Here is a 21,412-nt window from a genome sequence, read left to right as displayed (position 1 = left end):
GCGAACACTTGTTTTATACTCGACCGGCCGTCGCCCCGGACGCCTTCCTGGCCTGGCCAGGAAAGGATGCACAGAGCGATGACTGCGCCGAACGTCGAAGCCCCCAAGGGGCAAAAACAAAATCGAGAATCGAGGGAAGTGGTAATGGCTGATCGTGAGGTCGGAACCGTGAAGTGGTTCAATGATTCCAAGGGGTATGGCTTCATTCAACGCGAAAGCGGTCCGGATGTGTTCGTCCACTACCGCGCCATCCGTGGCGAAGGTCATCGCTCGCTGATCGAAGGTCAGCAGGTGGAGTTTTCCGTGATCCAGGGCCAGAAAGGCCTGCAGGCGGAAGACGTGGCCAAGGTCTGAAGACCCGCGCGGTTACAACAAAAGGCCCGTCATCGACGGGCCTTTTGTTTTTGGGCTTCTGTAGGAGGGGCTTTGGCCGCGACTGCCTCAGTCGGTACGCCAGATAAATTCCTGGGTGCCCTCGGCATTGACCTTGATCCACAGGTCGGCGTTTTCCTCGCCCTGTTCCTCGCTCCAGCCACCCGGCGCGCAGCGCACTTCCACGCCCAGCGCGGCGAAGGCGGCTTCGGCGCAGGCGACATCGTCGGCCCAGGGCGTGGCGTCGCTTTCCAGCAGAATGCTGTGCCATTTGCCTACCGCCTTGGGCAGGAAGGTGACCGGGATGTCGCCAGCGTGGCACTTGAAGGTCTGGCCGCGTTGCTGCCAGGCGCTGCATGGGCCCAGTGCCTCGCTCAGCCAGTCGGCTACGGCTTGCTGGCTGGCGTCCTTGAGGTAGATCTCGATATCGGGTTGGCGCATGGCGGGCTCTCTAGATCTTTTCGATCCAATCGTAGCGGATGGAGACAGTGACTTCGAAGTCTTCGGCGATCACCGCGGCGCGGCGCTCGGCGCTGGCGCGCCAGCCGTGCGGGGTCATGGCCAGCAGGTCGGCGCGGGCCTGGGCATCGCTCAGCATTAACGGGAAGCTGAGTGTTTCGCTGTGCGCCAGGCGCATGCCGGCAGGAATCAGCTCCAGATGCTTCTGGTCATCGTAGTCGCGGACTTCGTCGTACAGCTTCTGGCGTAGCTGCATCAGGTGCTCGCGGGTCGGGCCCATGCGCAGCAGGCCTCCGCCTGGCTTGAGCAGGCGCAGGGCTTCCTGCCAGTCCAGCGGGCTGAACACGCTGGCCAGCAGGTCACAGCTGGCGTCGGTCAGGGGCACACGGGCCATGCTGGCGACCATCCAGGTCAGCTCTGGGGCCAGGCGCGCGGCGCGCTTGACCGCCTCGCGGGAGATGTCCAGGGCATAGCCCTGGGCGTCCGGCAGGGCCTTGGCCAGCTGGGCGGTGTAATTGCCTTCGCCGCAGCCGATATCCAGCCAGCGGGCCGGCTTACGCTCGGCAGCCAGTTCGGCCAGGCGCCTGGCCAGCGGCGCATAGTGGCCGGCACCGAGGAAGCGCCGGCGCGCCTCGACCATGGCGGCGTTGTCGCCTGGGTCGCGGCTGTTCTTGTGCTGCACCGGCAACAGGTTGTAGTAGCCCTGGCGGGCGCGGTCGAAGCTGTGCCGGTTGCTGCAGGCCAGGCCGCTGTCACTGGGGTTCAGCGGCTCCTGGCAGATCGGGCAGATCAGGCTCATGCGAGCAAGTTCACCAAAGTTTGGTAGTAAACCTCAGTGAGCAGGTCCAGATCGCTGGCCAGTACGCGCTCGTTGATCTGGTGAATGGTGGCGTTGACCGGGCCGAGTTCAACCACTTGCGTACCCAGGGTGGCGATAAAGCGCCCGTCCGAGGTGCCGCCGGAAGTGGATGGCGTGGTTTCGCGACCGGTGACGGCGCGGATGGCGGCGGCCACTCCGTCAAGCAGCTCTCCCGGCTGGGTGAGGAAGGGCAGGCCGGACAGCGCCCACTCCAGGTGATAGTCCAGGCCGTGCTTGTCGAGAATTTCACTGACGCGCTGCTGCAGGCCTTCGACCGTCGACTCGGTGGAAAAGCGGAAGTTGAACACGGCTTTCAGCTCGCCCGGAATGACGTTGGTCGCGCCGGTACCCGCGTTGAGGTTGGACACCTGAAAGCTGGTCGGCGGGAAGTAGGCATTGCCGTCGTCCCAGTGCTCGGCGGCCAGTTCGGCCAGAGCCGGGGCGGCCAGGTGGATGGGGTTCTTGGCCAGGTGCGGGTAGGCCACGTGGCCCTGTTTGCCGTATACGGTCAGGGTGCAGCCGAGTGAGCCGCGGCGGCCGTTCTTCACCACGTCGCCGAGCAGGGTGGTGCTGGAGGGCTCGCCGACAATGCACCAGTCCAGGCGCTCGTTGCGCTCGCGCAGGCGCTCGACCACGGCCTTGGTGCCGTGCTGGGCCGGGCCTTCCTCGTCGCTGGTGATCAGGAAGCTGATCGCGCCCTTGTGGTTCGGGTGGTCGGCAACGAAGCGTTCCACGGCGATGATCATCGACGCCAGGCTGCCCTTCATGTCCGCCGCGCCGCGGCCGCAGAGCATGCCTTCGTCGTCCACGCGCACGTCGAACGGCTGGTACTGCCAGGCGTCCAGCGGACCGGTCGGCACCACGTCGGTATGGCCGGCGAAGCACAGTACGGGGCCGTCGCCACCGCGTTTGGCCCAGAAGTTCTCCACTTCCTCGATGCGCATGCGCTCGACCTCGAAGCCGCAGGCGGCCAGGCGGCGCATCATCAGCTCCTGACAGCCTTCGTCGACCGGGGTGACGGAGGGACGGCGGATCAGGTCGCAGGCGAGCTCGAGAGTCGGGGTGAGGGCAGTCATTGCGGCTCCGGTACGGCGTTAGGCGAAAAGGCGGCCATTCTAAAGCAAAACGGCGGCCTCAAGGCCGCCGTTTCGATGGGATGTGCCCGGTTCAGGTGGCGCTGGCCGGCTCGTTAGCGGCCTGTTCCTGCGGCTTGGGCAGCGACGACAGCAGAGCCATCAGCAAGGCCGCCAGATAGGGCAGCGACTGCACCAGCAGGGTGGCGACCCAGAACTTCACGTCGGCGTTGCCGATGTCCTGGGCGAAGCTGATGCCGATGGCCGCGCCCCACAGCAGGAGCATGACGAACACCTCCTCGCGGGCCTCGGCCAGGGCGACCAGGATGCCGTGGTTGCTGGCCATCTTCGGCGTGCGGAAGAACGGGATGGTCTTGGTGAACGCCCCGTACAGCACAGCCTTGGCAATGGTGTGCGACAGCGCGAGGCCGGCGATCGCCGCCTGGAACGCACGCTTGATGTCGACCCCCACGGCCTTGTGGTAGAGGTACATGATCTTGCCGAACTTGAAGAAGAACAGCGCCAGCGGCGGGATGGCGAAGATCATCAGCGGCGGATCGACCCGGTTGGGCACGATGATCATGGCCGCCGACCAGAGCAGGGCGCCGATGGTGAAGAAGATGTTCAGGCCATCGGCGATCCACGGCAGCCAGCCGGCGATGAAGTGATAGCGCTGGCCGCGGGTCAGCTGCGAGCCTTCGCCACGGAACAACGAGCGGGCGTGGCCCTTCATGATCTGGATGGCGCCGTAGGCCCAGCGGAAGCGCTGTTTCTTGTAGTCGATGAAGGTGTCCGGCATCAGCCCACGGCCGTAGCTCTGGTGCGCGTAGGCCGCCGAGTAACCATGCTCGAACACCCGCAGGCCCAGCTCGGCGTCCTCGCAGATGGTCCAGTCGGCCCATTTCAGCTGGTCCATCACGCTGCGCCGAATCATGGTCATGGTGCCGTGCTGGATGATCGCGTCGCGGTCGTTGCGGGTGACCATGCCGATGTGGAAGAAGCCCTTGTACTCGGCGTAGCAGAGCTTCTTGAAGCTGCTCTCGTCACCGTCGCGGTAGTCCTGCGGCGACTGCACCACGGCGATCTTCGGGTCGGCGAAGTGCGGCACCATGTGCTTGAGCCAGTTGGGGTCGACGCAGTAGTCGGAGTCGATCACCGCCACCACTTCGGCATCGGGCGCGGTGTGCGGCAGGATGTAGTTCAGCGCGCCGCCCTTGAAGCCCTCGATGGGCGCGACATGGAAGAAGCGGAAGCGCTCGCCCAGTTGCTGGCAGTAAGCCTCGACCGGCTCCCAGACCTTCGGATCCTTGGTGTTGTTATCGATGACAATGACTTCGAAGTCCGGATAGTCCAGGGCGGCCAGGGCATCCAGGGTCTGCTTCACCATCTCCGGCGGCTCGTTATAGCAGGGCACGTGGATCGACACCTTGGGCCGGTAGGCGCTGTCGCCGAGGACGGGCAGGAAGGCCCGGCGACGTTTTCTGACCCAGGCCGTTTCGGCCAGCTCATGGGCCTCGGTGAGCAGGACGATGAACACGCCCAGCGCGCCGATGCCGAGCAGGCCGCCGACGGTCAGGCTGAACCAGGTGCTGTACTGCTGGCTGTAGTCGTAGGCAATCCACACCAGAGCCGAGCCGCCAACGAAGGCGACGAAGGTGAGGAAGGTGCGCCCGCGCTGACGCAACGAGCTGCCGTCGATGAGCATCAGGGCCAGGGCCAGCAGGCCCATGACCACCGAAGCGACGGCCAGCAGGCGCCATTGCGGAATGGCGATCACCGGGCCCTCGAAGGCGAACTTGGGCTGGCGATCGAGGTTGTACACGCCCCAGTAAGCGCCGACCGAACCTTCGTCGCTGGCCTTCCACGGCTGGTCGAAGGCTTCGATGACGAAATAGTTGTAGCCCTTGGCGTTCAATGCGTTGACCAGGGTGCGCAGGTACACCGCCTGTTCGGCCTGATCCGCCTCGGCGCCGCCACGGGTACGGCCGTTGCTTGGCCAACCCACTTCGGAGAGCAGCAGCGGCTTCTTCGGGAACAGCTTCTTCAGGTCCTTGGCACGTTCGAGGACGAACTCGGTGGAGTCTTCCATCGGCACGAATTCCCAGTAGGGCAGGACGTGGGCGGCGATCAGGTCGACGTGGTCACCGAGTTCCGGGTGCTCCTGCCAGATGTGCCATTGCTCGGAGGTGGTGACCGGTACCTTGACCGCGGCGCGCACCCGGTCGATGTAGGCAACCAGCTCCGGCACCTTGATTTCGTTGCGGTACAGAGCCTCGTTACCCACGGCCACGCGCACCACGCTGCGCGAGGTGTTGGCCAGTTCGATGGCCTTGGCGATTTCGCGCTCGTTGCGCTCCAGGTCGGTGCTGATCCAGATGCCCAGGGTCACGCGCAGGCCGAACTCTTCGGCGATGCGTGGAATATCGGCCAGCTTGCCGTCCACCGAGTAGGTCCGGATGTTGTCGGTCTGCCGGCTGAGCAGTTCCAGGTCCTGACGGATCTGTGCGTCGTCCGGGTAAACACCGGTCTGCGGGTTCTGCCCGACGCGGAAAGGCGAGAAGGAGTAACCGGCGATCTGCTCCGGCCAGTCGGGGGCGCTGACGGGGCGGTTGTAGAGCGCCCAGAGGCCGGTGAACAGCGCGGCGACCGCGACGATGACCACCAGATTGAGTCCGAATTTGCGCGTTGGCATCTTGCTTGTGGGTTCCGTAAGGAGGAACGAGGAAGGCCCGGTGAACACCGGTCGGCGCGCATGCTACTCCGCCTCCCGATGCCTGTATAGCGGCGCCTGGAGCGCCCTTCGCTTGGGCCTTACAGGCGTCGGAAAGTTCGTTGTTTTTGCAGCCGGGGCGCAGGCGCTGACTGGCGAAGGCGAGCCCGGTGCGAACAGTTGCAGAGGGAGAACATCAGCTGAGCGATTGGCGTGCACGATGTCGGCGTGTGCATAACGAAAGCGCGTTGTAGCCGTATAATGCCGCCCTGATTTCGAGGGTGTACGGCAAATGACAGACGAACAGCGCTTCGGCGGCATCGCCCGGCTTTATGGGCGTGAGGGGCTGGAGCGCCTGGGCGCGGCCCATGTGGCGGTGGTGGGTATTGGCGGCGTAGGCTCCTGGGCGGCCGAGGCGCTGGCCCGTTCCGGGGTGGGCGAGATCTCGCTGTTCGACCTGGACGACGTGTGCATCACCAACACCAACCGCCAGGTGCATGCCATCGAGGGGGCCGTGGGCAAGGCCAAGGTCGACGAGATGGCCGCGCGCATCCATGCCATCAACCCGGCCTGCACGGTGCACGCGGTGGCCGACTTCGTCACCCGCGAGACCATGGCCGAGTACATCACCGAGGAGCTCGACGCGGTGATCGACTGTATCGACAGCGTGGCGGCCAAGGCCGCGCTGATCGCCTGGTGCAAACGGCGCAAGATTCAGATCGTCACCACCGGTGGTGCCGGTGGCCAGGTCGACCCGACACAGATCCAGGTGGCCGACCTCAACAAGACCTTCAATGACCCGCTGGCGGCCAAGGTGCGCAGCACCCTGCGCCGCGACTACAACTTCTCGCGCACGCCGGGGCGTACTTACAGCGTACCTTGCGTGTTTTCCACCGAGCAGCTGCGCTATCCCAAGCCCGACGGTACCGTGTGCCAGGCCAAGGGTTTCGTTGGTGAGGGTGTGAAACTCGACTGCGCTGGCGGCTTCGGCGCGGTGATGATGGTCACCGCCAGCTTCGGCATGGCGGCGGCCGCGCGCATCATCGACAAGCTGGTGGCTGGCGCACGGCGCCCGTCAGAGCGCAGCGCCAAGCCTGTTTAACACGCAGGAGCCGTGGTAGCGGCTTCGACCGCGATCACTCCATTACCCGATCACTTGCGCCGCCGGCGCCTGCATAAGAGTGTGCTATGAACAACAACGACGTACTGCGCAGCCTGCGCTATCTGCTGGATATCAATGATGCCGAGCTGGCAGGTATCTGCGGGTTGGCCGATTTCGACCTCGACCCGGCACTCGTGCCCGCTTTGCTGAAGAAGGATGACGAGGAGGGGTTCCAGCCGTGCACCGACGCAGTGCTGGCGCATTTCCTGGCTGGCCTGGTGTTGCACAAGCGCGGTCGCGACGAAAGTCGCCCGCCGCTGCCGGTGGAGAAGCGCCTGACCAACAACATCATCCTCAAGAAGCTGCGAGTGGCCTTCGAGCTGCGCGACGATGATCTGCACGAGATCCTGCGTCTGGCCGACCTGCCGATGACCAAGGCCGAGCTGAGTGCGTTGTTCCGTAGCCCGGAGCACAAGAACTACCGCGCCTGCGGCGATCAGGTATTGCGCAATTTCCTGCGTGGGCTGACCGAGCGCCAGCGTGGCTAGGCTCGGGTGAGTTCGCGCATGCGCTGCAGCACGGCGTTGAGGCCGTTGCTGCGCGAGGGCGAGAGCTGCCGGCTCAACCCCAGCTGGCTGAACCACTCGGCCAGGTCCAGGCTCTGCAAGGCCTGAGTTTCCAGCCCGTCGATACGCGCCAGCAACAGGGCCAGCAGGCCGCGGATCAGGCGAGCATCGCTGGCGGCGCGAAACTGCCAGACGCCCTGGTGGCAGTCGCCGACCAGCCAGACCAGGCTCTCGCAGCCGTTGACGCGGTTGGCTTCGCAGCGTTCCGCCTCGCACAGTGGTTGCAGGCGTTCGCCCCACTGCATCAGCAGGCGTGCACGTTGCTCCCAGCCGGGGCAGGCGGAGAAGGCGTCGAGCGCCTCCTGGGCGTTGCCGGGCAGACTCATCGCAGCAACTCCAGGGCCTTGTCCAGGGCACTGAAGAAGCGCTCCAGATCCTCGCCATTGTTGTACAGGGCCAGCGAGACCCGGATCGCGCCAGGCAGTCCGAGGCGCTTGAGCAGCGGCATGGCGCAGTGATGGCCGTTGCGCACCGCAATCCCCTGATCAGTGAGCAGGTGGGCCAGGTCGGCGCCGTGCACGCCGTCCACGGTAAAGCTGGCCAGGGCCACCTGCGGCGTGCCCAGCAGCCGAATGCCGTCGCGGATGCTCAGGCCAGCCAGCAGCTTGGCATGCAGGGCGGCTTCGTGGCCGTTGACGGCGGCCTGATCCAGTCCGTTCAGATAGTCCAGTGCTGCGCCCAGGGCTATCACGCTGGAGACGGCTGGCGTGCCAGCCTCGTACCCCAGCGGCGCCGGACGAAAACGGGCGTGCTGATAATCGGCTTCCAGCACCATCTCGCCGCCAAACTGCCAGGGGCGCAGCTGCTCCAGCGCGGCGCGTCGGCCGTAGAGCAGGCCCACCCCGTCCGGGCCATAGAGCTTGTGGCTGGAGCAAATGTAGAAGTCGCAGCCCAGCGCTTGCAGATCATGGCGGCCATGCACCACGCCCTGGGCGCCGTCGACCACGGTTAGCGCGCCATGTGCCTGGGCCATGGCCAGCAGCTCGGCCAGCGGTTGCCAGCGACCGAGGACGTTGGAGAGCTGCGACACGGCGAGCAAGCGAGTATGCGGGCCGATCAGCTCGCCAGCTTGCGCCAGGTCTATCTGGCCCTCGGTGTCGAGCGGCAGGATCACCAGGTGCAAGCCGCGGCGTTCTGCCAGTTGTTGCCAGGGCAGCAGGTTGGCGTGGTGCTCCAGGGCGCTGACGGCTATTTCATCGCCGGGTTGCAGCAGGTGCTCCAGGCCGTAGGCGAGCAGGTTCAGCGATTCGGTGCTGCCTCGGGTGAAGACGATTTCCTCGCGACTGGCGGCATTCAGCCAGGCGGCAGCCTTGTCGCGTGTGGCTTCGAAGGCGCGAGTGGCACGCTCGCCCGGCAGGTGCTGGGCGCGGTGCACATTGGCCGCGCCGCTGGCGTAGTAGCCAAGCAGGCTATTCAGCACAGCTTGCGGCTTTTGCGCGGTGGCGGCGCTGTCCAGATAGGTCTGGCCTTCGGCTTCGAGGGCGAGGATGCCGGGAAAGTCGGCGCGCCAGGGAGAGATCAGAGACATGGGCGATGGCACTGCTGGGAAATGTGCTCAGTATAAATAGAGAGGCCGGGCATGAGCCCGGCCTTCTTTAACACCCTGCGCTTAGTTGTGCGCGTGCAGTGCCTCGTTCAGCTCGATGGCGGTCTTGTTGGTCTTGCATTCCACCGCGCCGCTCTGCGAGTTGCGGCGGAACAGCAGGTCGGCCTGGCCGGCCAGCTCGCGGGCCTTGACCACTTTGACCAGGTTGTTGGCTTCGTCTAGCAGCGCCACTTTGGTGCCGGCGGTGATATACAGGCCGGATTCCACGGTGTTGCGGTCGCCCAGCGGGATGCCGATGCCGGCGTTGGCGCCGATCAGGCAGCCTTCGCCGACGGAAATGACGATGTTGCCGCCACCGGACAGGGTGCCCATGGTCGAGCAGCCGCCGCCCAGGTCGGAACCCTTGCCGACGAACACGCCGGCGGAGACGCGGCCTTCGATCATGCCTGGGCCGGCGGTGCCGGCGTTGAAGTTGACGAAGCCTTCGTGCATCACGGTGGTGCCTTCGCCGATGTAGGCGCCCAGGCGCACGCGGGCGCTGTCGGCGATACGCACGCCGGCCGGCACCACGTAGTCGGTCATCTTGGGGAACTTGTCCACCGAGAACACTTCCAGCAGATCGCCCTTCAGGCGCGCTTCCAGCTGGCGCTCGGCCAGCTCGCTGAGGTCGACGGCGCCCTGGCTGGTCCAGGCCACGTTCGGCAGCAGCGGGAACACGCCGGCCAGGCTCAGGCCGTGCGGTTTGACCAGACGGTGGGAGATCAGGTGCAGTTTGAGGTAGGCCTCGGGGGTGGAGGACAGCTCCTTGTCTTCGGCCAGCAGGGTGGCGACCAGCGGCTTGGTGCTCTCGGCCAGACGGGTCAGCAGGGCGGACTGCAGCGGGTCGATGTTACGCAGCTCGTTGGCCAGCTCAGCCGCCTGATTGGTGCTGATGGCGATGGCCTGGTTGCCACCGGTGTAGCCCAGCTTGGCGGTCACGGCGCTGACCAGTTCGGCGGCCGGGTTGAGCAGCGGCTGCGCGTAGAAGACTTCCAGCCAGGCGCCCTGGCGGTTCTGGGTGCCGACGCCAAAGGCCAGGCTGAACAGGGAGGAGGTTGTCATGTTGGATTCCTTTTCTTTCAATTCGTGTTGGGCCGGGTCAGGCCAGCGCTTGGGCATAGAGGTCAGGCTTGAAACCGACCAGCGTGCGGTCGCCCAGGTCAAGTACCGGGCGTTTGATCATCGAAGGCTGGGCCAGCATCAGCTCGATGGCTTTGGCCTCGTCCAGGTCGGCCTTCTGCGCATCATCCAGCTTACGGAAGGTGGTGCCGGCACGGTTCAGCACGGTTTGCCAGCCATGCTCGGCGCACCACTTCTGCAGGTTGGCGCGGTCGATGGCGGCCGTCTTGTAATCGTGGAAGGCGTATTCGACCTGATGCTCGTCGAGCCAGGTGCGGGCCTTCTTCATGGTGTCACAGGCTTTGATGCCGTAGAGGGTGCAGGACATGGGCGTTCCTCACGGGTCTGAGGGGCAGACCGAATAGCGTGTTCCGTCAAGATTGGCCGGCGATTATGCCATGTCGGCACCGACGATAGCCCTGCATGCTGGCGGACGATCGTTTCACGATCTTTTCACTTGTGGCTGGGCAGGGTGAGGTTGTGATGCTCCTCCTCCTGCCCGGCCCAGTGCCGGGTTTCTTTTATCCGCTGTTCAGCCCTGTACGAAGGCGCGAATCCGCTTGGCGGCCTCGATGCATTCGGCCAGCGGCGCGACCAGGGCCATACGGATGCGGCCGGCGCCCGGATTCTCGCCGTTTACTTCGCGTGATAGGTAGGAGCCGGGCACCACGGTGACGTGTTCGCGGGCGAACAGTTCGCGGGTGAAGGTGGCGTCGTCCCCCGGGGTTTTGGCCCACAGGTAGAAGCTGCCGTCCGGGCGCTGCACGTCCAGCACCGGCTGCAGGATTTCCAGCACGGCGTCGTACTTGGCACGGTACTGGTCGCGGTTGGCGCGCACGTGGTCTTCGTCCTGCCAGGCGGCGATGCTGGCCAGCTGGGTCTGCACCGGCATGGCACAGCCATGGTAGGTGCGGTAGAGCAGAAAGGCCTTGAGGATGTCGGCATCGCCGGCAACGAAGCCGGAGCGCAGGCCCGGCAGGTTGGAGCGCTTGGACAGGCTGTGGAACACCACGCAGCGTTTGAAGTCGCTGCGGCCCAGTTCGGCGCAGGCGGTCAGCAGGCCGGGCGGCGGATTCTCTTCGTCGAAGTACAGCTCGCTGTAGCACTCGTCGGCGGCGATCACGAAGTCGTGCTCATCGGCCAGGGCGATCAGCTTCTTCAGCTGCGCCATCGGCACCAGCGCACCGGTAGGGTTGCCCGGCGAGCAGAGGAAGAGGATCTGGCAGCGCTGCCAGACCTCGGCCGGCACGGCGTCGAAGTCCGGGTTGAAGCCATTGTCTTCCAGGCACGGCAGGTAGTGCGGCGCGGCACCGGCGAGCAGGGCTGCGCCTTCGTAGATCTGGTAGAACGGATTTGGGCTAACCACCAGGCCGCGCTCTTGTGTAGGTTCGGCACGCTGCACCACGGTCTGGGTGAAGGCGAACAGCGCCTCGCGTGTGCCGTTGACCGGCAACACGTGGCGGGCGGCGTCCAGCCAACCTTGCGGTACGCCGAAGCGGCGCTCGCACCAGGCGGCAATGGCTTCGCGCAGCGCGGGAATGCCCAGGGTGGTCGGATACACGGCCAGCTGATCGAGATTGTCCGCCAGGGCCTTGGCCACGAATTCCGGCGATTTGTGCTTGGGCTCGCCGATGGACAGGGCGATGGGGGGCTTGTCCGAGGGCGGGGTGATGCCGGCGAGCAGGGCGCGCAGTTTCTCGAAGGGGTAGGGCTGCAGCTGGGTGAGGGCGTGGTTCATGCGGTCTCTACTTGCGTACTCAGATGCTCAGCGAGCTGGGCGTGGCGGTTTCGCCGCCGGAGGGCGACAGCTGACGGGTGATCTCGTCCTGCAGGCGGGCACACAGCTCCGGGTCGGACAGCGGCTGGTTGTTGGCGTCGGTGATGAAGAACACGTCTTCCACCCGCTCGCCGAGGGTGGCGATCTTGGCGTTCTGCAGCGACAGGTCGAAGTCGAGGAAGATCTTGCCGATGCGTGCCAGTAGACCAGGGCGGTCCGGCGCGGTGATTTCCAGTACCGTCACCGGGCGCTGGGCGTCGTTGTGGATGGTGACCTTGGGTGCGAAGGCGAAGTGCTTGAGCTGGCGCGGTACGCGGCGCTGGATGATGTCCGGGTAGGCGTCCGGGTTCTTCAGTACTTCAATCAGGCCTTCGCGGATCTGCTTGATGCGCGCCGGGTTGTCGCCGATGCGCCCGCCCTCGGCATCCAGCACGATATAGGTGTCGAGGGTGAACTGGCTGGTGGAGGTGATGATCCGCGCGTCGTGGATGTTCAGGTTGAGCTGGCTCATCGCGGCCACGGTCACGGCGAAGAAGTCGTGCTGGTCCGGAGCGTAGATGAAGATCTGCGTGGCACCTTCGAATTCGCGCTGGGCGGTTTCGCGAATCAGCACCAGCGGGCCCTTGCTGGCCGGGTGCTGCAGGATGGCCTCGGTATGCCAGGCGACATCTGCGGCGGTGTGGCGCAGGAAATAGTCGTCGCCCAGCTGGCTCCATAGTTGTTCGGCATCGTCCTGGTCGATACCGCCGCGCACCAGGATGTCGATGGCCGCGCTCTGCGTGGTGCGGATCTGTTCCTCGCGGTCCAGTGGGTTCTCCAGGCCACGGCGCAGGGCGCGTTTGGTCTCTGTATAGAGCTGGCGCAACAGGCTGGCGCGCCAGGAGTTCCACAGGCTGGGGTTGGTGGCGTTGATATCGGCCACGGTCAGCACGTAGAGGTAGTCCAGGTGGGTCTGGTCGCCAACCAGGCGGGCGAAGTCGAGGATCACCTGCGGGTCGGACAGGTCCTTGCGCTGGGCAGTGGTCGACATCACCAGATGCTGCTGGACCAGCCAGACGACCAGCTGGCTGTCCCAGGTGGGGAGTTGGTGGCGGACACAGAAGGCTTCCGCGTCCACGGCGCCCAGCTCGGAATGGTCGCCGCCGCGACCCTTGCCGATATCGTGGTAGAGGCCGGCGATGTAGATCAATTCGGGCTTGGGCAGCTTGTCGATCAGGCTGCTGGCGAGGGGGAATTTTTCCGCCAGCTCTGGCCACTTGAACTTGCGCAGGTGCTTGATCAGGTGAAGGGTGTGCGCGTCGACGGTGTAGATGTGGAACAGGTCGTGCTGCATCTGGCCGACGATATGACCGAACTCTGGCAGGTAACGGCCGAGGATGCCGTAGCGGTTCATGCGGCGCAGGTTGCGATGGATGCCTTGCGCGGATTTGAACAGCTCGATGAACAGGCTGGTATTGCGGATATCCGAGCGGAAATCGTCGTCGATCAGGTGCCGGCTGTCGCGCAACAGGCGGATGGTGTCGGCGCGCACCCCTTTGAGCTCGGGGTGCTGGGCCATCAGTACGAAGACTTCGAGGATGGCGAAAGGCGTGCGTTTGAAGACATTGGCGTGGGTGACTTCGATATAGCCGTCGCGTACCTGGAAGCGACTATTGAGCGGCTGCGCCGGTGCGGCCTCATCGGTGCGCAGCAGGACTTCCTCGAAGTGCTGGGTGATCAGGTCGGATAGCTCGGCAACCGCCATCACCACCCGGTAATACTTCTGCATGAAGCGCTCGACGGCGAGTTTGCCGTCGCCATCTTCGAAGCCGAGGATGCCGGCGATCTTGCGCTGGTGGTCGAACAGCAGGCGGTCTTCGGCGCGGCCGGCCAGCATGTGCAGGGCGTAGCGGACCTTCCACAGGAACTCCTGGCTGGAGGCGAGCATGCTGTATTCGCTTTCCACCAGAAAGCCCTGCTTGACCAGGGCGTGCAGATCCAGGCTGGCGAACTGGCGGCGGGCAACCCACAGGATGGTCTGGATATCGCGCAGGCCGCCAGGCGAGCCTTTGACGTTGGGCTCCAGGTTGTACTCGGTATCGTTGTACTTGGCGTGGCGTGCCTTGCTTTCCTTGCGCTTGGCCAGGAAGAACTCCTGGCTGGGCCACATTTGTGCAGTGCTGGTCACCTCCTGCATACGCAGGCGTAGGTGTTCCGGGCCGGCGATGGTGCGGCTTTCCATCAGGTTGGTGATGACTGTCAGGTCGGCGCGCGCCTCTTCGGCGCATTCGCCCACGCTGCGTACGCTCTGGCCGACTTCCAGACCGATATCCCAGAGCAGGGTGAGAAAGCCTTCGATGGGCTCTCGGAAGACCTCATGGTCGGCACTGTCGAGCAGGATCAACAGGTCGATGTCGGAGAAGGGGTGCAGCTCACCGCGGCCATAACCGCCAACCGCCAGCAGGGCGATGTCGGCATCCTCGCTCCAGGCGAAGCGCTTCCAGGCCTCCTGCAGAATCTGGTCGACGAACCAGGCGCGGTCTTCGATCAGGCGGCGGATGTCGCGGCCGCTGCGAAAACGCCCGTCGAGCACCTCGCGGGCCTGCTTGATGGCCTTCTTGAAGGCAGGGATGGGGCTGGACTTGAGCGCCAGTTCCGCCTGGAACTGGCCGCGATCAAACAACTCCGGATCCATCTGCGGCATGCGGACCTACCTTCTATATATGTGGGCTCAGGCGGAGGTGCGCGGCAGGGTGTCGTCGCTGCGCAGGGTGAGGATTTCGTAGCCGGTCTCGGTGACCAGCACGGTGTGCTCCCACTGGGCGGACAGCTTGCGGTCCTTGGTGATGGCGGTCCAGCCGTCGCCGAGCAGGCGGGTCTCCGGGCGGCCCTGGTTGATCATCGGCTCGATGGTGAAGGTCATGCCTTCCTTCAGTTCCATGCCGGTGCCGGCGCGGCCGTAGTGCAGGATCTGCGGTTCTTCGTGGAAGACGGCGCCGATGCCGTGGCCGCAGTATTCGCGCACCACCGAGAAGCCCTGTTTTTCCGCGTGCTTCTGGATCACTTCACCGATATCGCCCAGGCGTGCGCCCGGCTTGACCATCTCGATGCCCTTGTACATGCACTCCTGGGTGACCTGGGCCAGGCGCTGGGCCCATTCCGGCACCTTGCCGACCATGAACATCTTGCTGGTGTCGCCGTGGTAGCCATCCTTGATCACGGTGACGTCGATGTTGAGCACGTCACCGTCCTTCAAGGGCTTGTCGTTGGGGATGCCGTGGCAGACCACGTGGTTGATCGAGGTGCAGATCGATTTGGGAAAGCCGGGCCGGCCGGGTGCGGCGCCATAGTTCAGCGGGGCAGGGATGGCCTTCTGCACGTTGACGATATAGTCGTGGCAGATGCGGTCGATTTCCTCGGTGGTGACGCCCGGCTTGACGTGCTCGCCGATCATCTCCAGCACTTCGGCTGCCAGGCGGCCGGCGACGCGCATTTTTTCGATTTCAGCGGGAGTCTTGATGGTGACGGTCATAGCGGCTCTCGGGCGAATCCATAAAGGTGGCAATGGTAACAGCTGCGTACGGCAAGCTTGAAGCTGCAATGCGCCAGCAAGGTTAAGTCGGTGCAGTGTTTTTCTAGCTTAGTCATGGCTTGTGTGGTATAAAACGCGCCGCTTTGTGGGCAGTGCTGCCCGCAAGGCTTAAATCCGCACACGTATCGACACGTTTATCCTGGGTGCCCGCAAGGGTTGGATAGCGGGATGCGTGGAGGCCTAACCCGACTTATCAAGGAACTATCATGTCCCAAGTCAACATGCGCGATATGCTGAAGGCCGGTGTGCACTTCGGCCACCAGACCCGTTACTGGAACCCGAAAATGGGCAAGTTCATTTTCGGTGCTCGCAACAAGATTCACATCATCAACCTGGAAAAAACCCTGCCGATGTTCAACGACGCTCTGTCGTTCGTTGAGAAGCTGGCTGCCGGCAAGAACAAGATCCTGTTCGTAGGCACCAAGCGTTCCGCCGGCAAGATCGTTGCTGAAGAAGCAGCGCGTTGCGGTTCTCCCTACGTTGACCACCGCTGGCTCGGCGGCATGCTGACCAACTACAAGACCATCCGTGCTTCGATCAAGCGCCTGCGCGATCTGGAAACCCAGTCCCAGGACGGCACCTTTGCCAAGCTGACCAAGAAAGAAGCCCTGATGCGCTCCCGCGACCTGGAAAAACTGGATCGCAGTCTGGGCGGTATCAAGGACATGGGCGGTCTGCCGGACGCTCTGTTCGTGATCGACGTTGACCACGAGCGCATTGCTATCACCGAAGCCAATAAGCTGGGCATCCCGGTTATCGGCATCGTCGATACCAACAGCAGCCCGGAAGGCGTTGACTACATTATCCCTGGCAACGATGACGCCATTCGCGCCATCCAGCTGTACATGGGTGCCATGGCTGACGCTGTGATCCGTGGTCGTAGCAATGCCGGCGGCGCTACCGATGAGTTCGTCGAAGAAGCTGCAGCCGAGGCCAGCGAAGGCTGATAGCGGGTAACCTCAGGTTTCCCGTTGCGCAAGAAGGGGGCTAGGCCCCCTTTTTGCCACTTGAGAATTTTATGCCCGGCGTGGCCGGGTTGAATGGTTGAACACCACTTCAAGAGGATTAGGAACATGGCAGAGATTACTGCAGCCCTGGTTAAAGAACTGCGCGAGCGTACTGGCCAAGGCATGATGGAGTGCAAGAAGGCTCTGGTTGCCGCTGGTGGCGACATCGAGAAGGCCATTGACGATATGCGCGCTTCCGGTGCCATCAAGGCCGCCAAGAAAGCCGGTAACGTCGCCGCCGAAGGCGCTATCGCCGCTCGTGTCGAGGGTGGTCGTGGCCTGCTGATCGAAGTCAACTCGCAGACCGACTTCCTGGCCCTGCAGGACGACTTCAAGACCTTCGTCAAGGAGAGTCTGGACGAAGCCTTCGCTCAGAAGCTGACCGAAGCCGCCCCGCTGATCGCTTCCCGTGAATCCGCTCGTGAGGCGCTGGTTGCCAAGTGTGGCGAAAACGTCAACATCCGTCGTCTGGCTGCCGTTGAGGGCGACGTTGTAGGTTCCTACCTGCACGGCCACCGCATCGGTGTTCTGGTTGTCCTGAAAGGCGGCAACGAAGAGCTGGCCAAGCACGTTGCCATGCACGTCGCTGCTTCCAACCCGGCCGTACTGAGCCCGGCCGACGTTTCCGAAGAGCTGATTGCCAAGGAAAAGGAAATCTTCTTGCAGCTGAACGCCGAGAAGATCGCCGGCAAGCCGGAAAACATCGTCGAAAACATGGTCAAAGGCCGTATCGCCAAGTTCCTGTCCGAAGCTAGCCTGGTTGAGCAAGCCTTCATCATGGATCCGGAAGTCAAGGTTGGTGAGCTGGCCAAGAAAGCCGGTGCTGAAATCGTTTCCTTCATCCGCTTTGAAGTGGGCGAAGGCATCGAGAAGCCGGTTGACAACTTCGCTGACGAAGTTGCCGCTCAGGTAGCTGCTGCCAAGCAATAAGGCAGTCGTTACAGCAGTAAAGAAAGAGGCTGCCCGCTCCTGCGTGCGGCCTCTTTTGCAAAGCGCGAGACACAATTGTGGCGCGCTGCACCAATTCACCGGGCAGTGGTCTGACTGCCGGGTAAACTGATTAGCCAAATAAACGCCGCAGGAGAGACAAGCAATGGCTCAGCAGATGAGTGGTCGTCAAGCACGCTATAAACGCATTCTGCTCAAGTTAAGCGGCGAGGCCCTGATGGGCTCCGAAGAGTTCGGTATCGATCCCAAGGTGCTGGATCGCATGGCGCTGGAAGTCGGCCAACTGGTTGGCATTGGCGTGCAGGTCGGTCTGGTGATCGGTGGTGGCAACCTGTTCCGTGGCGCGGCCTTGTCTGCTGCCGGTATGGATCGTGTCACTGGCGACCACATGGGGATGTTGGCTACCGTGATGAATGCGCTGGCGATGCGTGATGCGCTGGAGCGTTCCAATATCCCGGCCATCGTGATGTCGGCCATTTCCATGGTGGGTGTGACCGATCACTACGATCGGCGCAAGGCCATGCGCCACCTGAATTCCGGTGAGGTGGTGATTTTCGCTGCCGGTACCGGCAACCCCTTCTTCACTACGGACTCTGCCGCCTGCCTGCGCGCCATCGAAATCGATGCCGATCTGGTGCTGAAAGCCACCAAGGTTGATGGCGTGTACACTGCCGATCCTTTCAAGGATCCCAATGCGGAGAAGTTCGAGCGTCTGACCTACGACGAGGTGCTCGACCGCAAGCTGGGCGTGATGGACCTGACGGCCATCTGTCTGGTGCGCGATCACAAGATGCCGTTGCGGGTCTTCAACATGAACAAGCCCGGTGCCCTGCTGAATATCGTGGTAGGTGGCGCCGAAGGAACCCTGATCGAGGAGGAAGCACAATGATCAACGAGATCAAGAAAGACGCTCAGGAGCGCATGAGCAAGTCCCTTGAGTCCCTTGGGCGTAATCTGGCCTCCATTCGTACCGGTCGTGCGCACCCGAGCATTCTGGACAGCATTCGCGTGCCGGCCTATGGCAGCGAAATGCCGCTGAATCAGGTGGCGGCGATTACCGTGGAGGATGCGCGCACCCTGAAAATCGTGGCCCACGACAAGACCCTGAGTGCGGCGATCGAGAAGGCCATCATGATTTCTGACCTTGGCCTGAACCCGAGCAGTGCCGGCGCCACCATCCGCGTGCCGATGCCGGCCCTGACCGAGGAAACGCGCAAGGGCTACACCAAGCAGGCCCGCGGCGTTGCCGAGGATGCCAAGGTGGCCGTGCGCAACGTGCGTCGCGATGCTCTGGCTGAGTTGAAGAAGCTGTCCAAGGACAAGGAAATCAGCGAAGACGAAGAGCGCCGCGCTGCTGATGAAGTGCAGAAGCTTACCGACAAGTTCGTTGCCGAAGTCGACAAGGCTCTGGAAGCCAAAGAAGCCGATCTGATGGCGGTGTGATGTGAGCAAGGCCAAGCAGGAAGCCTCGGCGGCGATACCGCGTCATGTTGCCATCATCATGGATGGCAATAATCGCTGGGCGAAAAAGCGCTTGCTGCCTGGTGTTGCCGGTCACAAGGCGGGTGTCGATGCGGTGCGTGCCGTGATCGAGGTGTGCGCCGAGGCTGGTGTTGAAGTGCTGACCCTGTTCGCCTTCTCCAGTGAAAACTGGCAGCGCCCGGCCGAAGAGGTGGGCGCGCTGATGGAGTTGTTCCTCAGTGCTTTGCGTCGCGAGGCGCGCAAGCTCAAGGAGAACGCCATCAGCCTGCGCATCATCGGTGATCGTTCGCGCTTTCATCCGGAGCTGCAGGCGGCGATGCGTGAGGCCGAGTTGCAGACTGCTGGCGACAACCGTTTCGTGTTGCAAATCGCGGCCAACTACGGTGGCCAGTGGGATGTCGTGCAGGCTGCCCAGCGCCTGGCGCGTGAGGTGCAGGCGGGGCATCTGCGGCCCGAGGACATTACCCCGGGGCTGCTGCAGGGTTGCCTGGCAACCGGTGATCTGCCGTTGCCTGATCTGTGCATCCGTACTGGTGGCGAGCATCGAATCAGCAATTTCCTGCTCTGGCAGCTGGCTTACTCGGAGCTGTACTTCTCCGACCTGTTCTGGCCGGATTTCAAACACGAGGCCATGCGCAATGCGCTGGCCGACTTTGCCACTCGTCAGCGTCGCTTCGGCAAGACTGGTGATCAGGTGGATGCCGAGGCTCGCAGTCAATGCTGAAACAACGCGTTATTACGGCGCTGATTCTGCTGCCCATCGCCTTGGGTGGTTTCTTTCTGCTCGATGGCGGCGCTTTTGCCCTGTTTATTGCGGCTGTTGTCTGTCTGGGGGCGTGGGAGTGGGCGCGTCTGGCGGGCTTCGCAAGCCAGGCTTTGCGCGTTACTTACGCCGGTGCGGTGGCGGCACTGCTTTATGCACTCTACCTGCTGCCGCAGTTGGCGCCCTGGCTGCTGGGCGGTGCGGTGTTGTGGTGGCTGCTGGCCACAGGGTTGGTGATGACGTACCCGCAAAGCAGTCGCTATTGGGGTGGTTTACCCGGCAAATTGCTGATCGGGTTGGTGATTTTGCTGCCGGCCTGGCAGGGGTTGGTGCTGCTCAAACAGTGGCCACAGGCCAATGCCCTGATCATCGCTGTGATGGTGTTGGTGTGGGGGGCCGATGTAGGGGCCTATTTTTCCGGGAAGGCCTTCGGCAAGCGCAAGTTGGCGCCCAGGGTTAGCCCTGGCAAGAGTTGGGAAGGTTTCTTTGGCGGCCTGGCGTTCAGTCTGCTGCTGACCCTGGTTGTCGCCGTGCAGCAGGGGTGGTCAGTTGCCGCTGTGCTGTTGGGGCTGGCGGGTGCTGCCTTGGTGGTGGCTGCATCGGTGATTGGCGATCTGACCGAAAGCATGTTCAAGCGTCAGTCCGGGATCAAGGACAGCAGTAATCTGTTGCCTGGTCATGGAGGCGTGCTGGATCGCATCGACAGCCTGACGGCGGCCATTCCCCTGTTTGCCGTGCTGTTGTGGTTGGCAGGGTGGGGGGCTTTGTGAGCATGCCTCAGCAGATCTGCGTGCTGGGTGCGACGGGTTCCATTGGTCTCAGCACGCTCGATGTGATCGCTCGTCATCCTGAACGCTATCAGGTGTTCGCCCTGACCGGGTTTTCCCGTGTGGCCGAGTTGAAGGTGCTTTGCCTGCAACATCGGCCTGCTTTTGCGGTGACGGCTGACGAGGCTTCGGCGCGAGTGCTGCGCGAAGCGCTGCGGGCGGCAGGTCTGAATACTGAGGTGCTGGCCGGCGAGGCTGGGTTGTGTGAGGTGGCGGCGCATCCAGCGGTAGATGCGGTGATGGCGGCCATCGTCGGTGCGGCGGGGCTCAGGCCGACGCTGGCTGCCGTGCGTGCCGGCAAGAAGGTGCTGTTGGCCAACAAAGAGGCGCTGGTTATGTCGGGCGACCTCTTTATGCAGGCCGTGCAGGAAAATGGTGCCACCTTGTTGCCGATCGACAGCGAGCACAATGCCATTTTCCAGTGTCTGCCGGTCGATCATGCGCGTGGGCTGAAGGCCGTTGGGGTGCGGCGCATTCTGTTGACGGCCTCAGGCGGGCCTTTTCGCGAAACGCCGCTGGCTGAGTTGGCGCATGTATCGCCTGAGCAGGCTTGTGCGCACCCGAATTGGTCCATGGGGCGCAAGATCTCGGTCGACTCTGCCAGCATGATGAACAAGGGCCTGGAGCTTATCGAGGCTTGCTGGCTGTTTGCGGCGAATCCTGATCAGGTCGAAGTGGTGATCCATCCGCAAAGCGTGATTCATTCCCTGGTCGATTATGTGGATGGTTCGGTGCTGGCTCAGTTGGGCAATCCGGATATGCGCACGCCAATCGCCAATGCCCTGGCTTGGCCTGAGCGGATCGATTCCGGCGTCGCGCCGCTGGATCTGTTTGCGGTGGCCCGGCTGGACTTCCAGCGCCCGGATGAGCAGCGTTTCCCTTGTCTGCGCCTGGCGCGACAGGCTGCCGAGGTGGGTGGCAGTGCGCCGGCCATGCTCAATGCGGCCAATGAAGTGGCAGTGGCGGCTTTTCTTGAGCAGCGCATTCGCTTTCCCGATATCGCGAGTATGATCGAAGAGGTCTTGCAGCGCGAGGCAGTCACTGCGGTAGAGTCCCTGGATGCGGTGTTCGCGGCTGATGCCCGGGCCAGGGTTCTTGCCCACAACTGGCTGAGTCGCTATCCGGCCTGAGT

The 21,412-nt window shown here is 63.4% G+C and carries 21 protein-coding genes; 10 read left to right on the top strand and 11 right to left on the bottom strand.

Features of this window, described 5'->3' with window-relative positions; genetic code table 11:
• Positions 1 to 144: 144 nt before the first annotated feature.
• Positions 145 to 354 carry a cold-shock protein gene (locus ACF8C6_RS03910; RefSeq protein ID WP_277688594.1) on the top strand — a complete coding sequence of 70 codons (210 nt, stop codon included), beginning with the start codon at positions 145 to 147 and terminating at the stop codon, positions 352 to 354.
• An 87-nt stretch (positions 355 to 441) separates the two neighbouring features.
• Here the strand turns inward: ACF8C6_RS03910 and ACF8C6_RS03905 are convergent, their stop codons facing one another.
• From ACF8C6_RS03905 to ACF8C6_RS03890, 4 genes are all read right to left on the bottom strand, one after another.
• Positions 442 to 813, bottom strand: a complete 372-nt coding sequence (locus ACF8C6_RS03905; protein WP_392498078.1) for a hypothetical protein — start codon at positions 811 to 813, stop codon at positions 442 to 444.
• A gap of 10 nt (positions 814 to 823) precedes the next feature.
• Positions 824 to 1,630 carry a putative RNA methyltransferase gene (locus ACF8C6_RS03900; protein ID WP_392498077.1) on the bottom strand — a complete coding sequence of 269 codons (807 nt, stop codon included), beginning with the start codon at positions 1,628 to 1,630 and terminating at the stop codon, positions 824 to 826.
• Positions 1,627 to 2,766 (bottom strand): succinyl-diaminopimelate desuccinylase, encoded by a 1,140-nt coding sequence (gene dapE / locus ACF8C6_RS03895; RefSeq protein ID WP_392498075.1) that lies wholly within the window; start codon positions 2,764 to 2,766, stop codon positions 1,627 to 1,629. Before dapE ends, ACF8C6_RS03900 begins: the two co-directional genes overlap by 4 nt.
• Positions 2,767 to 2,857: 91 nt before the next feature.
• Positions 2,858 to 5,455, bottom strand: a complete 2,598-nt coding sequence (locus ACF8C6_RS03890) for a glycosyltransferase (RefSeq protein ID WP_392498074.1) — start codon at positions 5,453 to 5,455, stop codon at positions 2,858 to 2,860.
• Between the two features lie 310 nt (positions 5,456 to 5,765).
• Here ACF8C6_RS03890 and tcdA point away from each other — a divergent pair, with 310 nt between their 5' ends.
• Both tcdA and ACF8C6_RS03880 read left to right on the top strand, forming a co-directional pair.
• Positions 5,766 to 6,575, top strand: a complete 810-nt coding sequence (gene tcdA, locus ACF8C6_RS03885; protein ID WP_392498073.1) for a tRNA cyclic N6-threonylcarbamoyladenosine(37) synthase TcdA — start codon at positions 5,766 to 5,768, stop codon at positions 6,573 to 6,575.
• 86 nt (positions 6,576 to 6,661) lie between these two features.
• On the top strand, positions 6,662 to 7,123 hold the full coding sequence (locus tag ACF8C6_RS03880) for a DUF1456 family protein (RefSeq protein ID WP_392498072.1): 462 nt from the start codon (positions 6,662 to 6,664) through the stop codon (positions 7,121 to 7,123).
• Here ACF8C6_RS03880 and ACF8C6_RS03875 read toward each other — a convergent pair.
• The 7 genes from ACF8C6_RS03875 to map all read right to left on the bottom strand — a co-directional run bounded on the left by ACF8C6_RS03875 (position 7,120) and on the right by map (position 15,193).
• Positions 7,120 to 7,527 (bottom strand): SufE family protein, encoded by a 408-nt coding sequence (locus ACF8C6_RS03875; RefSeq protein WP_392498071.1) that lies wholly within the window; start codon positions 7,525 to 7,527, stop codon positions 7,120 to 7,122. The genes ACF8C6_RS03880 and ACF8C6_RS03875 overlap by 4 nt on opposite strands.
• Positions 7,524 to 8,729: an aminotransferase class V-fold PLP-dependent enzyme gene (locus ACF8C6_RS03870; RefSeq protein ID WP_392498070.1), complete on the bottom strand. Its 1,206-nt coding sequence runs from the start codon at positions 8,727 to 8,729 to the stop codon at positions 7,524 to 7,526. Before ACF8C6_RS03870 ends, ACF8C6_RS03875 begins: the two co-directional genes overlap by 4 nt.
• Before the next feature lie 81 nt (positions 8,730 to 8,810).
• Positions 8,811 to 9,848: a 2,3,4,5-tetrahydropyridine-2,6-dicarboxylate N-succinyltransferase gene (gene dapD, locus ACF8C6_RS03865; RefSeq protein WP_392498069.1), complete on the bottom strand. Its 1,038-nt coding sequence runs from the start codon at positions 9,846 to 9,848 to the stop codon at positions 8,811 to 8,813.
• Between the two features lie 37 nt (positions 9,849 to 9,885).
• On the bottom strand, positions 9,886 to 10,233 hold the full coding sequence (locus ACF8C6_RS03860) for an ArsC family reductase (protein ID WP_392498068.1): 348 nt from the start codon (positions 10,231 to 10,233) through the stop codon (positions 9,886 to 9,888).
• A gap of 204 nt (positions 10,234 to 10,437) precedes the next feature.
• Entirely contained in the window at positions 10,438 to 11,643 is a 1,206-nt protein-coding gene (gene dapC / locus ACF8C6_RS03855; protein WP_392498067.1) for a succinyldiaminopimelate transaminase, read from the bottom strand.
• A gap of 19 nt (positions 11,644 to 11,662) precedes the next feature.
• A complete protein-coding gene (locus ACF8C6_RS03850; RefSeq protein ID WP_277688606.1) occupies positions 11,663 to 14,365 on the bottom strand; it encodes a [protein-PII] uridylyltransferase in 2,703 nt (900 codons plus the stop codon).
• A 27-nt stretch (positions 14,366 to 14,392) separates the two neighbouring features.
• The gene (gene map / locus ACF8C6_RS03845) at positions 14,393 to 15,193 is read right to left on the bottom strand and encodes a type I methionyl aminopeptidase (protein ID WP_277688607.1); all 801 of its coding nucleotides are present in this window, start codon (positions 15,191 to 15,193) and stop codon (positions 14,393 to 14,395) included.
• A 266-nt stretch (positions 15,194 to 15,459) separates the two neighbouring features.
• On the opposite strand from map, the gene rpsB reads away from it, so the two are divergent.
• The 7 genes from rpsB to ispC all read left to right on the top strand — a co-directional run bounded on the left by rpsB (position 15,460) and on the right by ispC (position 21,410).
• Positions 15,460 to 16,200 carry a 30S ribosomal protein S2 gene (gene rpsB, locus ACF8C6_RS03840; protein WP_277688608.1) on the top strand — a complete coding sequence of 247 codons (741 nt, stop codon included), beginning with the start codon at positions 15,460 to 15,462 and terminating at the stop codon, positions 16,198 to 16,200.
• Between the two features lie 126 nt (positions 16,201 to 16,326).
• Positions 16,327 to 17,190 (top strand): translation elongation factor Ts, encoded by an 864-nt coding sequence (gene tsf, locus ACF8C6_RS03835; protein ID WP_277688609.1) that lies wholly within the window; start codon positions 16,327 to 16,329, stop codon positions 17,188 to 17,190.
• Positions 17,191 to 17,353: 163 nt separating this feature from the next.
• Positions 17,354 to 18,097 carry a UMP kinase gene (gene pyrH / locus ACF8C6_RS03830; protein ID WP_277688610.1) on the top strand — a complete coding sequence of 248 codons (744 nt, stop codon included), beginning with the start codon at positions 17,354 to 17,356 and terminating at the stop codon, positions 18,095 to 18,097.
• A complete protein-coding gene (gene frr / locus ACF8C6_RS03825) occupies positions 18,094 to 18,651 on the top strand; it encodes a ribosome recycling factor (RefSeq protein ID WP_277688611.1) in 558 nt (185 codons plus the stop codon). Before pyrH ends, frr begins: the two co-directional genes overlap by 4 nt.
• A gap of 1 nt (position 18,652) precedes the next feature.
• On the top strand, positions 18,653 to 19,414 hold the full coding sequence (gene uppS, locus ACF8C6_RS03820; RefSeq protein WP_277688612.1) for a polyprenyl diphosphate synthase: 762 nt from the start codon (positions 18,653 to 18,655) through the stop codon (positions 19,412 to 19,414).
• Positions 19,408 to 20,223: a phosphatidate cytidylyltransferase gene (locus tag ACF8C6_RS03815; protein WP_392498065.1), complete on the top strand. Its 816-nt coding sequence runs from the start codon at positions 19,408 to 19,410 to the stop codon at positions 20,221 to 20,223. Before uppS ends, ACF8C6_RS03815 begins: the two co-directional genes overlap by 7 nt.
• Positions 20,220 to 21,410 (top strand): 1-deoxy-D-xylulose-5-phosphate reductoisomerase, encoded by a 1,191-nt coding sequence (ispC, locus tag ACF8C6_RS03810; RefSeq protein WP_392498063.1) that lies wholly within the window; start codon positions 20,220 to 20,222, stop codon positions 21,408 to 21,410. The genes ACF8C6_RS03815 and ispC overlap by 4 nt, the downstream gene beginning before the upstream one ends.
• Positions 21,411 to 21,412: the final 2 nt, after the last annotated feature.

The sequence above is a fragment of the Pseudomonas sp. zbq_18 genome (genome assembly GCF_043102245.1).
Classification (GTDB): Bacteria; Pseudomonadota; Gammaproteobacteria; order Pseudomonadales; family Pseudomonadaceae; genus Aquipseudomonas.
This window is presented reverse-complemented; position numbering and strand designations above follow the sequence as displayed.

What these genes read in the sequence shown, in the direction of transcription:
- pyrH (WP_277688610.1), top strand. Translation starts at nt 17,354, where the DNA reads ATGGCTCAGCAGATGAGTGGTCGTCAAGCACGCTATAAACGCATTCTG.
- ACF8C6_RS03905 (WP_392498078.1), bottom strand. Translation starts at nt 813, where the DNA reads ATGCGCCAACCCGATATCGAGATCTACCTCAAGGACGCCAGCCAGCAA.
- frr (WP_277688611.1), top strand. Translation starts at nt 18,094, where the DNA reads ATGATCAACGAGATCAAGAAAGACGCTCAGGAGCGCATGAGCAAGTCC.
- ACF8C6_RS03890 (WP_392498074.1), bottom strand. Translation starts at nt 5,455, where the DNA reads ATGCCAACGCGCAAATTCGGACTCAATCTGGTGGTCATCGTCGCGGTC.
- map (WP_277688607.1), bottom strand. Translation starts at nt 15,193, where the DNA reads ATGACCGTCACCATCAAGACTCCCGCTGAAATCGAAAAAATGCGCGTC.
- tsf (WP_277688609.1), top strand. Translation starts at nt 16,327, where the DNA reads ATGGCAGAGATTACTGCAGCCCTGGTTAAAGAACTGCGCGAGCGTACT.
- ACF8C6_RS03870 (WP_392498070.1), bottom strand. Translation starts at nt 8,729, where the DNA reads ATGTCTCTGATCTCTCCCTGGCGCGCCGACTTTCCCGGCATCCTCGCC.
- tcdA (WP_392498073.1), top strand. Translation starts at nt 5,766, where the DNA reads ATGACAGACGAACAGCGCTTCGGCGGCATCGCCCGGCTTTATGGGCGT.
- dapE (WP_392498075.1), bottom strand. Translation starts at nt 2,766, where the DNA reads ATGACTGCCCTCACCCCGACTCTCGAGCTCGCCTGCGACCTGATCCGC.
- ACF8C6_RS03815 (WP_392498065.1), top strand. Translation starts at nt 19,408, where the DNA reads ATGCTGAAACAACGCGTTATTACGGCGCTGATTCTGCTGCCCATCGCC.
- rpsB (WP_277688608.1), top strand. Translation starts at nt 15,460, where the DNA reads ATGTCCCAAGTCAACATGCGCGATATGCTGAAGGCCGGTGTGCACTTC.
- ACF8C6_RS03880 (WP_392498072.1), top strand. Translation starts at nt 6,662, where the DNA reads ATGAACAACAACGACGTACTGCGCAGCCTGCGCTATCTGCTGGATATC.
- ACF8C6_RS03860 (WP_392498068.1), bottom strand. Translation starts at nt 10,233, where the DNA reads ATGTCCTGCACCCTCTACGGCATCAAAGCCTGTGACACCATGAAGAAG.
- ACF8C6_RS03850 (WP_277688606.1), bottom strand. Translation starts at nt 14,365, where the DNA reads ATGCCGCAGATGGATCCGGAGTTGTTTGATCGCGGCCAGTTCCAGGCG.
- ACF8C6_RS03900 (WP_392498077.1), bottom strand. Translation starts at nt 1,630, where the DNA reads ATGAGCCTGATCTGCCCGATCTGCCAGGAGCCGCTGAACCCCAGTGAC.
- ACF8C6_RS03875 (WP_392498071.1), bottom strand. Translation starts at nt 7,527, where the DNA reads ATGAGTCTGCCCGGCAACGCCCAGGAGGCGCTCGACGCCTTCTCCGCC.
- ACF8C6_RS03910 (WP_277688594.1), top strand. Translation starts at nt 145, where the DNA reads ATGGCTGATCGTGAGGTCGGAACCGTGAAGTGGTTCAATGATTCCAAG.
- dapC (WP_392498067.1), bottom strand. Translation starts at nt 11,643, where the DNA reads ATGAACCACGCCCTCACCCAGCTGCAGCCCTACCCCTTCGAGAAACTG.
- dapD (WP_392498069.1), bottom strand. Translation starts at nt 9,848, where the DNA reads ATGACAACCTCCTCCCTGTTCAGCCTGGCCTTTGGCGTCGGCACCCAG.